Genomic DNA, 14,151 nt, shown 5'->3' on the forward strand with positions numbered 1-14,151 from the left:
AGACGAAATGCCGGGAGCGGTTCACCGCTCCCGGCATCGCAACGGTGGATCAGCTGCCGAAGAAGACCTCGGCCTCTTCGTAGCGCTCGAGCGGAACGGTCTTCAGCTCGCCGGTGCCCTCGATCAGCGGGACGCGGACGATGTCCGTGCCGCGCAGCGCCATCATCTTGCCGAAGTCGCCCTCGTGGACGGCGTCGATGGCCTGCAGGCCGAAGCGGGTGGAGAGGACCCGGTCGAACGCGGTGGGGGTGCCACCACGCTGGATGTGACCGAGGACGACCGTGCGGGCCTCCTTGCCGGTCTTCTCCTCGAGCTGCTCGGCGAGCCACTGGCCGATGCCGCCGAGGCGGACGTGGCCGAAGTTGTCGAGCTCCTGGTTGTGCAGCACCATCTGGCCGTCGAGCGGCTGGGCGCCCTCGGCGACGACGACGATCGGCGCGTACTCCACCTGGAAACGCTTGGTCACGTAGGTCGCGACCTGCTCGACGTCGAACTGGCGCTCCGGCAGCAGGATGACGTTGGCGCCACCGGCGAGGCCGGCGTGCAGCGCGATCCAGCCGGCGTGGCGGCCCATGACCTCGACGACCAGCGTGCGGTGGTGCGACTCGGCGGTGGTGTGCAGCCGGTCGATGGCCTCCATCGCGATGTTGACCGCGGTGTCGAAGCCGAAGGTGTAGTCGGTGGCGTTCAGGTCGTTGTCGATGGTCTTCGGCACGCCGACCACGTTGACGCCCAGGTCGTACAGCTTGGTCGCGACGCCGAGGGTGTCCTCGCCGCCGATCGCGACCAGAGCGTCGACGCCCTGCTCGGCCAGGTTGGCCTTGATCTTCTCGACACCGCCGTCGATCTTGAACGGGTTGGTGCGGGAGGAGCCCAGGATGGTGCCGCCGCGCGGCAGGATGCCACGCACCTCCGCGATGCCCAGCGGCTTCGTCAGACCCTCCAGCGGGCCCTTCCAGCCGTCGCGGAAACCGACGAACTCGTGACCGTAAGCGGACACGCCCTTACGGACGACGGCACGGATGACCGCGTTGAGACCGGGGCAGTCGCCGCCACCGGTGAGCACGCCGATACGCATGATTCTTCCCCCTGGATCGGGTAGCGAGATGCGGATAGCCCGTCAGGCCCCAGGGACGATCTCGTCGGCAGCGTTGCCGGTCCGGGGCGGGTCCGCAACCGCACTCTAGTCGCCGCCCCGGACCCGCCGGAACGCGGCCCACTAAAGCCTGACGGTTTCGTTCTCGCCAGCGTCCGGCGTCTTTCCGGTAACGGCGGCCTTGGCGTACCCCAGAAGGGTGGTGATCTTCGAACTGTGCGCCGCCTCCCAGTACTCCGCGCTCTCCGCGTGCACCTTGACCAGCGTCAGGTTCGGCGTCTCCAGCCCGTCCGGGAACCACGCCTTGAGGAACGGGTTCCACAGCCGCTCGGCCTGCGCCCGGTCGTCGACCCGCGCGGCCGCGCCCGAGATCGAGATCCAGTTGTGGTGCTTCGCGTCGCTGAACGCCACGTTCACCTGCGGATGCAGGCCGATCTGCTGGACCAGGTCGGAGTCGGCGTAGGTGAAGAACCACAGGTCCCCGTCGAACTCGACGTCCTGCACCGCCATCGGGCGGCTGACGTGCTTACCGTTATCGGTCATCGTGGTGAGCATCGCGATCTTCGCGTCCGCCACCATCGCCTTGACCTTCTCGCGTTGCTCCTGCTCCGTCGCGGTCATGTCGGCTCCTCACTTCCGGTTCGGTCTCCGCCTACCTTTCCTCTCGGCGACCCCTCAAACCTTCAAGATCAACATCAGGCGAGGTACGAGCCAGAGCCGCAGTTCGGACCAGACCAGCAGCACAGGTCAGACCGCCGCCACAGGTCAGACCGCCGCCACAGGTCAGACCGCCGCCACAGGTCAGACCGCCGGCACAGATCACCGCCGCCACAGATCAGACCGTCGGTACAGGTCAACCCGGGATTCGACGGCGAACTCGGCCTCGACCGCCCTCATGCCGCGGTTGGACTGGCTGCTGAGCCTGCTGAGCCGTAGTACTGGGCCGAACGGCAGGGGCCGAACGGCTGTACTGGCCAAAACGACAGTCCTGAGCCGAGCAGCAGTACTGGGCTGAACGGCAGTACTGGGCTGAACGGCAGTACTGGCCAGCACGGCGATACGGATCAGAGCCCCGATTCGGGGTCAGTGCGGCGGTTCCAGAGCGCGGAGCGACTCCGCACCCGTCCGAGCGCCACCGGAACCACGGTCGAGTCCCGGCCCCGCTCGGGTGGACGGCCGAGGACCTCGCAGCAGCGCAGCACTTGGAGACGCCGCCCTGGACCATGCCGACGTGCGACTCGCCCGCCCGACCAACCCCAGTCAACGCGCCACCAGACCACCCCACCAACCACAGCCAACACGCGCCGACCACCCCAACCAACCACGACGCGACCACCCCAGTAACCGCGACCAACGGGAGCCCACCCCACCGCGCCCGCCCCGCTGACGGGCAGCAAAGTGGTCCTTGACCGACAGTTACGGTCAAGCGGCAGTGCCTGCCCGACACCCGGTTCGACCGGGCGCCGCCGGCCCGATCGCCGACGCCCGAGCCGCCCAAGACCTGCAAGCCACCCGACCCGCCCGAGCCCAGCGAACCCAGCGAGCCCAGCGAGCCCAGCGAGCCCAGCGAGCCGCCCAGACCGCCAGAGCACAGCGAACCGCCCAAGACCTGCAAGCCGCCCGAGCGCCCGAGCCGCCCGAGCCCAGCGAACCGCCCAAGCCGTGCGAGCCGTAGCTATGAGGTCGTATGGCAGTCGGAGAACAGGTCCACGCTACGGCTGAACCGCCCCAGCCCAGCTCACCTCCGAGCCCGGCCGTAGCGCACGCGTGTTTGGAGGGTGTGGTGGGGCGGCTGAGCTACGGCTGGGGAAGCGCCTCTGCAACGGCGCGAACACGACAGCAACCTCGCGCCCGCTGGCTTCCCAGGTCAGTTGATCTGCTGGCCGTGCGGAAGCGCTGCCCCAGGTCCGTTTTGACCGAAGGTACGCACGGCCAGCAGATCAACAACTGGCCAGCGCGGCCATTGCTCCAGGTTCCCCGCAGTTCGCGCCGCAGAAGATTCGCCGCGACTCACACCCCAACAAAACCTGAGCAATCAGGCGAGCGAGCCACCGTTCCAGATGACCAGCGCATCAACATCACAGTCCCCCACCACCCACCACAACCCGGCCCCTGTGATCTTGAAGAGCTAGCCACCGTTCCGGGTGGTTAAGGCATCAACATCGCAGCGCCTGCCACATCCATCACAACCCTGCCCCGTGATCTTGGAGAGTCGGCCACCGCTCCGGGTGGCTAGGGCATCAACATCACAGCGCCCCCGCCCCACCACCCCAGCCCACCCCAGCGACCTTGAAGAGTCGGCCACCGCCCCGGGCGACTGGGGCATCAACATCGCAGCGCCCACCACCACCACCACCACCGGTGACCTTGGAGAGTCGGCCACCGCTCCGGGTGGCTAGGGCATCAACATCACAGCGCCCCAGCCCCACCACCCCAGCCCCGATGACCTTGACGAGCCGGCCACCGCTTCGGGTGGTTTGGGACATCAAGGTGGCGGGGTGGCCGGTGACCAAGGGCTCAGCCCGGTGGTCGCGCTGCGGTCCTGTGCCGGAAATGGTCGCGTCGTAGGACCGGAAGATGTGGTTGCGGTTGGGGAGGGCCTGGCCGTACGAGATCGGATGGTTGGCGATCACCGCCCACTTGCCGTCTCCCGCGTGATCTTGCCGGAGAGAGGTGTGGCGTCGGAAGTTGGAACGCGATGCGGCCATGCGGGTAGGCAGTTATCCGGCCATGCAGCCCTCCGACCCAGCGGCCCACCCAACCATCCGGGCTATCCGACCATCCGGGCTATCCGGCCATCCGGAGATCGCTGGCGTCGAGGTATCCCGGGCGCTCGGGGATCCGGGCGCTCGGGGATCCGGGCGCTCGGGATCCGGGCATGCTGCATGCGCATGCGGCGAGGTGCTTCGGGCGGCGGCGAAACGGGCGTCGGCGATGGTGGGCCGTTCATCGGTGAGGACTCGCGGACGGCGGTGACACGGCTCGCGGTGAGTCGTGTCGAGAGGGGTGTACGGCAACGCGCCCCGCACCGGGAACCGGGCGGGGCGCGGACTGCGTCAAGGTGGCGCGGCCGTCAGTGGGCCATGGCGGGCGGGGCGTCGGGGTCGACGTCGAGCGGGCCGGTGCGGAAGAGCACCGCGGCGACGACCGCCGCGAGCACGAAGAAGCCGGCCGACCACCAGAAGACCGTGTGGTAGCTCTCCAGGGCGGCCTGCGCCTGGACCAGCGGGGACGGCGTCTTGCCGGTCATGTAGTCCTCGGCGGCGCTGGCGGCGAAGGAGCTGAGCAGGGCGGTGCCGATGGAGCCGCCGATCTGCTGAACCGTGTTGATCATCGCGGAGGCGACGCCGGCGTCGCGGTGTTCGACGCCCGAGGTGGCGGCGTTCTGCGTGGGCGCGAAGACCAGGCCCAGGCCGAGACCGATGATGATCAGGCCGGGGAGGACGTCGGCGGCGTAGGTGGAGTCCAGTTCGAGGCGGGTCAGCAGGGTCATGCCGGCGGCCGCGATCAGGGCGCCGACCGGGACCAGCGGGCGCGGGCCGATCTTCGGGGCGAGCATCGACCCGGCGGTGGTGGCGGTGAGGATGACCGCGCCGAGCATCGGCAGGAAGGCCAGGCCGGTCTCCACCGGGGTGAACTGCAGGATCGCGACCAGGTAGTAGGTGAGGAACAGGAAGATGCCGAACATGCCGGCGCCGGCGATCGCGATGGAGGCGTAGGAGCCGCCGCGGTTGCGGTCCAGGACGACGCGGAGCGGCAGCAGCGGGTGGGCGGCCTTGCGCTCGATGAGCACGAACGCGGTGAGCAGCACCACGCCGGCGACGATCGGGCCGAGGGTCATGACGTCGGTCCAGCCGTCGGTCTCCGCGTTGGCGAGACCGAACACCAGGGCGACCAGGCCGGCGACGGCGGTGATCGTGCCGGGGATGTCGATCTTCCCGTGGGCGGGCACGGGCTCGTCGCGCAGCTTGGTGAAGGCGCCGAGCACGGCCACGGCGGCGATCACCAGGTTGACGTAGAGGCACCAGCGCCAGGAGACGTACTCGGTGAGGACGCCGCCGAGCAGCAGGCCGATGCCGCCGCCGGCGCCGGAGATGGCGCCGAAGATGCCGAACGCCTTGCCGCGCTCGGCGGGCTCGGTGAACGTCGTGGAGAGCAGCGACAGCGCGGCGGGCGCCAGAGCGGCGCCGAAGACGCCCTGCAGGGCGCGGGCGACGATCAGCAGTTCCAGGTTCTGGGCGGCGCCGCCGAGGGCCGACGCCAGGGCGAAACCGATCAGGCCGATGACGAACATCCGCTTGCGGCCGAAGAAGTCGGAGAGCCGGCCGCCGAGCAGCAGCAGGCTGCCGAAGGCGAGAGCGTAACCGGTCACCACCCACTGCCGGCCGTGGTCGTCGAAGCCGAGGTCGGCCTGGGCGGTGGGCAGCGCGATGTTCACGATCGTGGCGTCCAGCACCACCATCAGCTGGGCCAGAGCCAGCACCACGAGCGCCCACCAACGCCCTGACTCACGTTCCGTGGGCCGTGGCCGATCAACAAGGGTGCTGCTCATGTGCGGGGCTCCCGAAAGCTAAGTTGAGGACTCTCCTCCACATCGGCAGGCTAGCAGTGGAAGTTGAGGAGTTCTCTCCACTTGACTGTAGGCTTGGCCACATGCCCCTTCGCCGCGACGCCCAACGCAACCGCGAGCGGATCCTCCTCGCCGCGCGGGAGGTCTTCGCCGCCCGCGGTTTCGCGGCCACCCTCGACGACGTGGCGCATCACGCCGGGGTCGGAGTCGGCACGGTCTACCGCCGCTTCCCGACCAAGGAGGCGCTGATCGAGGCGATCTTCACCGACCGGCTGGAGGATCTCGTCACCCTCGCCGAGGAGTCGCTCGCCGCGGCGTCGGCATGGGACGGGCTGACCACGTTCCTGCGCACGTCGGCGCGATGGCACGCCGGCGACCGCGGCCTCCGCGACGCCGCGTTGAGCATGGACGACACACATTTCGTACGGGCCGGCGAACAACTCTCGCCGCTGCTGGAGCAGATCACCGCCCGAGCGCACGCCGAAGGCACGCTCCGCCCGGACGCGGGGTTCCATGACTTCCCGATCATCATGGCGATGGTGACCGAGATGGCACAGCACAGCGAAGGGTGCCGGCCCGGCCTCTACGAGCGTTATCTGGAACTGATGATCGACGGCCTGCGGGCCCGGCCCGGCAACGGCCCACTGGGAGCCGAGCCGGCCGAGGCCGACATCCGGGCCGTCATGCGGGAGTGCGTGCCCCCGCTCAAGCCTTCGCGGTCATAGCGTTCCAGCGGGCCAGGTTGTGCCGCGCGTCGACCAGGGCGTCGTGCCGGCCGGCCATCTCGGGCAGGTGCGGGCGGCCCAGGTCGTCCCACCGCTGGCGCAGATCCTTGGTGAAACGCGGGATCTCCCGGGGCAGAGCCGGCATCGCGCCCCACAACTGGGCCAGCGCCACGTGGTCGTAGGCCGCGTACCACGCCCAGAGCTCCATCTGCTCGCCCCGGCCGCGGAGCGGCTCGGACAGGAACTCGTGAAGGTCGTCACGGATGCGCTCGCGGCTGCGCCACGCCTTGTCGGAGGGTGAGGGAAGTTTGTCCAGGACGTTGCGGCGCACCCAGGGCACGGCTCGGGAGTCGTCGAACTCGGTGCTGACCGCGTAGAACTCGCGGCCGAACTCGTCGACGACCCCGATCGAGACCAGGTCGACGATCCGCCCGTCCTCGATGAACTCGCAGTCATAGAAATAGCGATATACCATCGCCGCCCATCCTCGCCCATCGTCATCCGGGCATGGACGTCAGGGCCTCCCTGACCGCGCCGTCATCATCCGGGCATCGACTCCAGAGCCTCTCTGGCCGCGCCGAGCGCCGCCGGGCAGCCGAGGCGGGCCGCCCGGTCACCCTGGACCGCCCAGCGCAGCCGCAGCAGCACCGGCAGGGCCGCGTCCAGTTCGTCGGCGCCGACCGGGCCGGCCGCGCGGTAACCGTCCAGAAGCTCACCGGCACGCTCCAGGCCTCCGGCGTACACGACCGCGGCGGCCACGTCGTACACCAGCGGGCCGGTCCCGCTCGCCCCGCAGTACAGGAGCCCGGAGCGGCCGGTCGACGGGTCGAGGACGAACATCTCCGGCGCCGGGTCGCCGTGCAGCACGCCGTAGGTGAGCCGGTCGGTCACGGTCAGCCGGGTCGCCGCGGCGACCGCGTCGGTCACCGCGGCGCGGAGCCAGGGCTCGGCGTCCAGGTGGGCGGCGTCGGGATCCAGCAACTGCCAGGGACGCAGGCCGGGGTGATGAAAACCCTGCAGGGCACGGTGTACGGCGCCGAGCCGCTCCCCCCACCACTGCTGGTCCACGGGATCCCGGCCGTCCAGGCGGCGGCCCGGGATCCGGCGCAGGACGGCGAGCGCGCCGTGCGGGGTGACCACGGTGAGGGCGCCGCCGAGCGTACGGACCGGGATGCCCGCGTCGATCCGCACGCCCCGCAGGTGGACCGCCACCGTGAGGCCGGCCTCCAGCGGCTGCCGGGCGGAGATCTCGGCCAGCCGGGCGACATGCCGCTCGCCGTCCGCGGTGAACTCCCAGCCGCGCGACATCAGGGTCGCCGGCAGCTCGATCATCTCGGACGGAAAGAGATGCCACTGGTCGCGCAGCGTAGATCGAAGGAACTCGTCATCCGGCACCGCGGGATTATCTCGACACAAGCCGCCAAAGCGACGGACAGCGAGGGTGACAGTGACTCAGAGAGATTGACGGTTTACAGAACGCTACCGAAGGGACATGATCGTACGAGGCGGGCTTCATTGTCCGGTTTGAAAATGGCGTTCGAGGCACGCTTCGTGCTAAGAGTGATCGTTCGCGTCGTGGGGCCGGCGTCGTCGGCGACCCGGCGCAGTCCTCACCGGGGGAGGGATAGCGCCGTGGATCATCGCTTGCCGGATTCCGGCGACGCGCTTACCGGTGTGGACATGTTCGCCGGTCTCGAACCGGAGGTGCGGCAGCGCGTCATCGCCGCAGCCGTGCCACGCCACTACCGCAAGGGCCAGATCCTCTTCGTCGAGCACGATCCCGGCGACTCCCTGATCATCATGAAACGGGGCGCCGTCGCCGTCTTCCGGACCGCGCCGACCGGCGAACGGGCCGTCCTCACCGTGGTCCGCCCGCCCGACGTGCTCGGCGAGGTGTCCCTGCTGGACGCCTCCACCCGCAGCGCCTCCGCCGAGGCCATCGAGGACTCCCAGGCGCTGTCACTCTCCCGGGTCGCCTTCATGGACCTCGTCCACTCCAACCCGCGCATCCTGGACGCGGTGATGCGCTCGGTCGGCGGCCTGATCCGCCGACTCACCGAGCAGAACGCCGACCACGTCTTCCTCGACCTGCCCGGCCGGGTGGCCAAGACCCTGGTCCGGCTCTCCGGCGAGAGCCAGGCGCCGATGATCACGATCGAACTCAACCAGAGCCAGCTCGCCGAAATGGCCGGCGGCTCGCGGCAGAGCGTCAACCAGGCGATCGGCTCCTTCGCGAGCCGCGGGTGGCTGCGCACCGAGGGCCGGCGCATCGTCGTCACCGACGTGCAGGCCCTGCGCCGCCGAGCCGGCATGCAGGGCTAGCTGGCCTTCGCTGTCGCTCGGCGGCATTGCGCCCTTCTGGCCGGTGTCGGGGGCGCCGAAATCGACCACGGCTTCGCCTCGCCGATTTCGGGCCCCCCCGACCCGGCGGGCGGCCAGCGCGGGGGCCGGGGCTACTTCACCTGCGTGGTAGCGGGTTCTTTCACCTGCGTGGTGGCGGGTTCTTTGAGGCTGGCGGCGTAGACGTCTACGTACTCTCGGCCGGAGAGGGCCATCAGCTCGTACATGATCTCGTCGGTGATCGCGCGCTCGACGAAACGGTCGCCGCGCTGGTCGGCGTACCGGGAGAAGTCGAGGGGTTTGCCGATCCTCATCCGGACCCGCTTCACCTTGGGGATCAGTGTGCCGGTCGGCTGGATCTCATCGGTGTTCAGCAGGGCCACCGGCACCACCGGGGCGCCGCTCTCCAGGGCCAGCCGGGCCACGCCCGTCTTACCGCGATAGAGCCGCCCGTCGGGCGAACGGGTGCCCTCCGGGTAGATCCCGGCGACGTTGCCCTCCTGGAGCACGCGCAGCAGCGTGTCCAGGGCCGCCTGGGCCGCCTGTCCCCCCGATCGGTCCACCGGGATCGTCCCCGCGCCGGTGAAGAACATCCGGGAGAGCCATCCCTTGATCCCCTTGCCGGTGAAGTATTCGGCCTTGGCGACGAAGGTCACTTTCCGCCGCATGACCAGCGGTGTGAAGATCGAGTCGGAGAACGAGAGATGGTTGCAGGCGAGAATCACCGGACCAGACCGTGGCACGTTCTTCAAGCCCTCCACCTTGGGGCGGAAGACCAGTTTCAGCACCGGTCCCAGGACCACCAACTTGAGCAGCCAGTAGAACACTGACGTCCTTTCATCGGATACCACCGTGCATGCGGGGCGACAGGAAGCGTACGAAGCGGGACGGCGCGCCACAACGCACTCCCGCAACAGGCGCCTGCCGTGTCACCATTCAAGGCACGGTCGGCAAGGGGGGTGTGCATCGGTGACAGCGGGTGGCGCCCGTCGCGGGCGGCGTGACAACGGGCTGGACGCCGCCGACTACGCGGCGGCGGGAGATGTGGACCCACGAGTCGGCGAGCACTTGCTCGATGTGCTCGCGGCCGGTGGCATAGCGGCATATCTGCAGCCGACCGCCGACCTGAACCCCATCCTGCGCGCCACGACCCTGCCCGCCAGGCCGATCGACCGGCTGTTCGTCGACCGCACACATCTGGACACCGCCAAGGAGCACCTGCAGAAGGTGACCGGCGGCGTCCCGCCCACCCCGCCGGCCCCGCCGGCGCCCGCCCCCCGGCCACAGGCCGAGGTGGACGCGGAATGGGCCAGGATCATCGCCGGGTTCCACACCACGGTCGAGGCGGGAAGCGCGCCCTGGCCGGCCGTCGAGGACGCCACCCGGCAGGAGCAGAGCCGGCCGGTCACCGACGAGGGCACCCCTCACAACCGGCGGCGCACCGATCCGAAGGACGAGCCGTCGATCCTTTACGGACTCGACTCGTTCGGCGCCGATCTGCCCGTCGAGGACGACGACGAGGAGGAGGACGAGCGGTACATCCCTCCGCCTCCCCCGCCCCTGCCCCGCATCTCGAAGTACGCGGTGATGGGCCTGGTCGGCATCGTGGCCGGTTTCGTGCTGTTCCTCTTCCCCGAACTGGTGCCGGTCGACCCCAACGTGGTCATGGTCTTCGGGTTCGCCGGGATCGTCGGCGGCGCGGTCACCCTGGTGTGGCGGCTGCGCTCGGGCGATGACGACGACGAATTCGACGACGGCGCCGTCGTATAGACAGATGTAGGTGTCTGACCGATAACCTACGGTGATGCGTCAGAGTTCGCTCGTCGTCATCGCCAACCGCCTCCCCCTGGACGACAATGCCGCCCCGGACGGAGCCTGCGAGTGGCGCCGCAGCCCCGGGGGCCTGGCCAGCGCCCTGCACGCGATCCTGGAGCAGACCCCGGCCACCTGGGTCGGATGGGCCGGCGGGGTCGGTCCCGCTCCGGCTCTTCCCGATATGGGCAGCCTGCGGTTACGGCCCGTGTCGCTGACCGAGGACGAACTGCGCGGCTATTACGAGGGGTTCGCCAACTCGACCCTGTGGCCGCTCTACCACGACGCGGTCCAGCAGCCGACGTTCGACCGGGGCTGGTGGGAGACCTACCGGGCGGTGAACCAGCGGTTCGCCGAGGCCGCCGCCGAGATCGCCGAGCCCGGGGCCGCGATCTGGGTGCAGGACTACCACCTCCAGCTCGTCCCCGCGATGCTCCGCGAGCTTCGCCCCGACCTGCTGATCGGTTTCTTCCTGCACGTGCCGTTCCCGCCGCCCGAGCTCTACATGCAGCTCCCCCGCCGGGTCGAGCTGCTCCGCGGGATGCTCGGGGCGGACCTGGTCGGCTTCCAGCGCCCGCAGGCCGCCCACAACGTGGCACAACTAGCCAAGAAGCTGCTCGGGGTGGTGGCCACCGACGACGCCATCGCCGTCGACGGGCGGACCGTACGCACCGGTGCGTTCCCGGTCTCCATCGACGTCACCGAGATGCGGGCCCTCGCCGCCCGGCCGGACGTGGTCAGCCACGCCCGGCAGCTGCGGCACGACCTGGGGGTGCCGAAACGGGTGCTGCTCAGCGTCGACCGGCTGGACTACACCAAAGGCATCGAGCACCGGCTCACGGCGTACAGCGAACTGTTGCGGGACGGGTTCGTGAAAGTGCGCGACACGGTGATGGTCCAGGTGGCGGTGCCCAGCCGGGAACGGGTGGAGAGCTACCAGGACCTGCGTGACCGGATCGAGGGCGAGGTCGGCCGGATCAACGGCGAGTACGGCCGGGTCGGCGAACCCGCCATCCACTACCTCAACCAGCCGTTCGCCCGCTCCCAGTTGGCCGCGCTCTATCAGACCGCGGACGTGATGGTGGTGACCCCGCTGCGGGACGGGATGAACCTGGTCGCCAAGGAGTTCATCGCGGCCCGTGAGGACGGCGCTGGCGCCCTGGTGCTCAGCGAGTTCGCCGGGGCGGCCGCCGAACTGGAGCAGGCCTTCCTGGTGAACCCGCACGATGTGGACGGGCTCAAGGACACCCTGCTGCAGGCGATGAAGGCGGACCGGGGCGACCTGACGGCCCGCATGACGGCGATGCGGCAGCACCTGACCGAGCACGACATCCTGGCGTGGGCCCGCGCGTACCTGACGGCGCTGGACCACACCGGACAGCTGGCCGAGCGGCTGCCCGCCAACCCGCGGCCACGACGCCGCCGCCCGCCCCGTCAGCGGTCGGCACGGTGATCCCGGTCCCTCCGGTCCACCTGGTCGGCCCGCCGTCGGGTCAGTGCGGCAACTCCTTGTCGAGCCAGTCGAGGATCGCGTCGATCGGCTCGGCCCAGTCGGTCTCCAGCATCAGCAAGTGGCCCATGCCGGGAAAGAGCAGGGGCGCCCCGCCGTACCGGGCGGCCGCCCGGTCCAGCGCCGGACGGGACACCACACGGTCGTCGGGGGTGCCCACCACCAGGGTGGGCGGCCCGCCGGCCGGCTCCGGCAGGCTGGTGCGGCCGAACAGTTCGGCGCGCGGCCGGACTCCGATCCGCTCCACGTGGGCCGCGGCCTGCTCGGCCGGGAACTCCGGCCCGAAGAGCTGGCGTGCGGAGAACCGCGGCCGCCCGCCCAGCAACGCCGGCACGGTCCCGGCCGGGTTGCTCCGCAGGGCCGCGCCGAGCGCCGCCCAGCCATCCAGCGCCGGGGCCACCAGGACCGCGGCGCGGGCCGGGTACCGGCCCAGCGCCCGGGCCACCACGCGGCCGCCGGCCCCGTGCCCGACCAGCACCGCCTGGCGCGGCAGCGAGGCCGCCACCTGCACCACGTCGTGCACCTGGGCCCGCGGGTCGCCGCCGGGGCGCGGGGTGACGGCATAGGCGGGGAAGCCCCGGCCGGCCGCGTGGCCGAGCCAGTGCTCGGCGAACACCCACGCGCCGTGGCCCGACACAAACAGCAGCGGCGGGCGCTCCCGGTCGCCCTCGGACAGCCGGTCGCCGCCGGGCAGCCGGGAGATCACCTCGCGTTCCGCCGGCGGCACCGGGTCCGACCAGTCCTCGAAGCGCAACAGGTCACTCATCAGGCCGCCGCCATCTCGTTCAGGAGGCTCTCCAGCGCGCGTAGGTAGTCGACGTGATCGACCTCGAACCAGTACCGCCGGGTGGGCACCGCCTTGCGGCGCGACCACGAGGTCAGCGGACGGGTGGACTCCTTCTGCTGCACGGCGGCGGCCCGTTCCGGGTCGGTGATCCGCAGCCTCAGCCATCGGGCCACCGCGACGCTCTGCCAGTGCGCCAGCGGGAACACCCCGGCCGACGGCTGCACCAGGCCCACCACCGCGAGCGTCGGATGGCGCCGGGCGAACGCGTGCAGATGCAGGTCCGGCCGGCCGTGCTCGTCGCAGTCGAGCAGTTCGGGGGCGAGGAAGTCGAAACGCGGCCGGTAACCGGTCGCGGTGATCACCAGCTCGGGCTCGATCCGCCGGCCGTCGGCCAGTTCCACCGCCGCGCCGTCGTAGCGGGCCACGTCCGGCACCGCCTCGATCCGGCCGTGCGCCAGATAGTGCGGCAGCAGGCCGTTGACGACCGGGTTGCTCTCGTTCGGGGCCTGCTCGGGCGCGGGGACGCCCCATCTGGTCAGGTCGGCGGCGGTCCGGCGGTAACGCCACTGCCGCAGCATCGACGGCAGCCGCCGGTGGTGCACCTGGTCGGCGGGGCGGTCGCCGATGTACTTCGGGGAGTGCCAGTACCCACGCCGGGTGGAGTGCCACACCCGGGTGGCGTGCTGGGCCGCCTCGACCGCGATGTCGCAGCCGGTGTTGCCGCCGCCGACCACGAGGACCTTCCGGCCGCGCAGGCGGGACGGGTCCTTGTACGCGTTCGCGTGGATCACCTGCCCGGCGAACTCTCCCGGGATCTCCGGCGTGACCGGCGACCAGTTGTGCCCGTTGGCGATCACCACGGCCGCGTACCGCTGCACCCGGGACGTGCCGCCGCCGGTCGACCGGATCGTGACGTCCCAGCGGCCGTCGTCGACGGGGACGATGCCGGCGACCTCCATGCCGTACCAGATGTGCTCGCCCAGCCCGAAATGCTTCGCGTACCGCTCCAGGTATTCCAGGATCCGGCTGTGGTGCGGGTAGTCGGGCCAGGTGTCCGGCATCGGGAAGTCGGGGAACTCGGTGAGCGGCCGGGACGAGATGACGTGGGCTCCGGCGTAGACCGGGCTGCGGTCGTGACGCCAGTTCCAGGCGCCGCCGACGGAGGTCTCACGCTCGTAGCAGTCGACCGCGAAGCCCAGCTCACGCAGGTTCTTGATGGCGGTCAGGCCGCTGGCGCCGGCACCGACGACGCACACGGCGTCGCCACGGTCGCCGAGGTCCGGGGAGTCTTGCACCCGGCGATCCTTGCAG

12 protein-coding genes are annotated in these 14,151 nt (G+C 70.4%); 4 read left to right on the plus strand and 8 right to left on the minus strand.

Going from position 1 to position 14,151, the window contains the following annotated elements; all coding sequences use genetic code 11:
• Positions 1-49: 49 nt before the first annotated feature.
• The 3 genes from QLQ12_RS05075 to QLQ12_RS05085 all read right to left on the minus strand — a co-directional run bounded on the left by QLQ12_RS05075 (position 50) and on the right by QLQ12_RS05085 (position 5,582).
• The gene (locus tag QLQ12_RS05075) at positions 50-1,078 is read right to left on the minus strand and encodes a 6-phosphofructokinase (protein WP_282757433.1); all 1,029 of its coding nucleotides are present in this window, start codon (positions 1,076-1,078) and stop codon (positions 50-52) included.
• 141 nt (positions 1,079-1,219) lie between these two features.
• Positions 1,220-1,717 (minus strand): pyridoxamine 5'-phosphate oxidase family protein, encoded by a 498-nt coding sequence (locus QLQ12_RS05080; RefSeq protein ID WP_282757434.1) that lies wholly within the window; start codon positions 1,715-1,717, stop codon positions 1,220-1,222.
• Between the two features lie 2,452 nt (positions 1,718-4,169).
• Positions 4,170-5,582 (minus strand): DHA2 family efflux MFS transporter permease subunit, encoded by a 1,413-nt coding sequence (locus QLQ12_RS05085; protein ID WP_282757435.1) that lies wholly within the window; start codon positions 5,580-5,582, stop codon positions 4,170-4,172.
• Between the two features lie 167 nt (positions 5,583-5,749).
• Here QLQ12_RS05085 and QLQ12_RS05090 point away from each other — a divergent pair, with 167 nt between their 5' ends.
• Complete coding sequence (locus QLQ12_RS05090; RefSeq protein WP_282757436.1) at positions 5,750-6,391, plus strand: TetR/AcrR family transcriptional regulator; 642 nt, start codon at positions 5,750-5,752, stop codon at positions 6,389-6,391.
• Here QLQ12_RS05090 and QLQ12_RS05095 read toward each other — a convergent pair.
• Both QLQ12_RS05095 and QLQ12_RS05100 read right to left on the minus strand, forming a co-directional pair.
• Positions 6,372-6,866 carry a polyadenylate-specific 3'-exoribonuclease AS gene (locus QLQ12_RS05095; protein WP_282757438.1) on the minus strand — a complete coding sequence of 165 codons (495 nt, stop codon included), beginning with the start codon at positions 6,864-6,866 and terminating at the stop codon, positions 6,372-6,374. The genes QLQ12_RS05090 and QLQ12_RS05095 overlap by 20 nt on opposite strands.
• Positions 6,867-6,931: 65 nt before the next feature.
• Positions 6,932-7,786, minus strand: coding sequence for a phosphotransferase enzyme family protein (locus tag QLQ12_RS05100; protein ID WP_282757440.1), 855 nt, complete (start codon positions 7,784-7,786; stop codon positions 6,932-6,934).
• Positions 7,787-8,023: 237 nt separating this feature from the next.
• Between QLQ12_RS05100 and QLQ12_RS05105 the strand changes: the two genes are divergently transcribed.
• Positions 8,024-8,713 (plus strand): Crp/Fnr family transcriptional regulator, encoded by a 690-nt coding sequence (locus tag QLQ12_RS05105; RefSeq protein WP_282757441.1) that lies wholly within the window; start codon positions 8,024-8,026, stop codon positions 8,711-8,713.
• A 131-nt stretch (positions 8,714-8,844) separates the two neighbouring features.
• On the opposite strand, the gene QLQ12_RS05110 is transcribed toward QLQ12_RS05105, so the two are convergent.
• On the minus strand, positions 8,845-9,558 hold the full coding sequence (locus QLQ12_RS05110; RefSeq protein WP_282757442.1) for a lysophospholipid acyltransferase family protein: 714 nt from the start codon (positions 9,556-9,558) through the stop codon (positions 8,845-8,847).
• Positions 9,559-9,700: 142 nt separating this feature from the next.
• Here QLQ12_RS05110 and QLQ12_RS05115 point away from each other — a divergent pair, with 142 nt between their 5' ends.
• Both QLQ12_RS05115 and QLQ12_RS05120 read left to right on the plus strand, forming a co-directional pair.
• On the plus strand, positions 9,701-10,501 hold the full coding sequence (locus QLQ12_RS05115; protein ID WP_282757443.1) for a DUF308 domain-containing protein: 801 nt from the start codon (positions 9,701-9,703) through the stop codon (positions 10,499-10,501).
• A gap of 34 nt (positions 10,502-10,535) precedes the next feature.
• Positions 10,536-11,996: an alpha,alpha-trehalose-phosphate synthase (UDP-forming) gene (locus QLQ12_RS05120; RefSeq protein WP_282757444.1), complete on the plus strand. Its 1,461-nt coding sequence runs from the start codon at positions 10,536-10,538 to the stop codon at positions 11,994-11,996.
• 40 nt (positions 11,997-12,036) lie between these two features.
• Here QLQ12_RS05120 and QLQ12_RS05125 read toward each other — a convergent pair whose 3' ends face one another.
• Entirely contained in the window at positions 12,037-12,819 is a 783-nt protein-coding gene (locus tag QLQ12_RS05125) for an alpha/beta hydrolase (protein ID WP_282757445.1), read from the minus strand.
• Positions 12,819-14,135: a flavin-containing monooxygenase gene (locus QLQ12_RS05130; RefSeq protein WP_282757446.1), complete on the minus strand. Its 1,317-nt coding sequence runs from the start codon at positions 14,133-14,135 to the stop codon at positions 12,819-12,821. The genes QLQ12_RS05125 and QLQ12_RS05130 overlap by 1 nt, the downstream gene beginning before the upstream one ends.
• Positions 14,136-14,151 lie beyond the last annotated feature (16 nt).

Source organism: Actinoplanes sandaracinus (assembly GCF_030009775.1).
GTDB lineage: Bacteria > Actinomycetota > Actinomycetes > Mycobacteriales > Micromonosporaceae > Actinoplanes > Actinoplanes sandaracinus.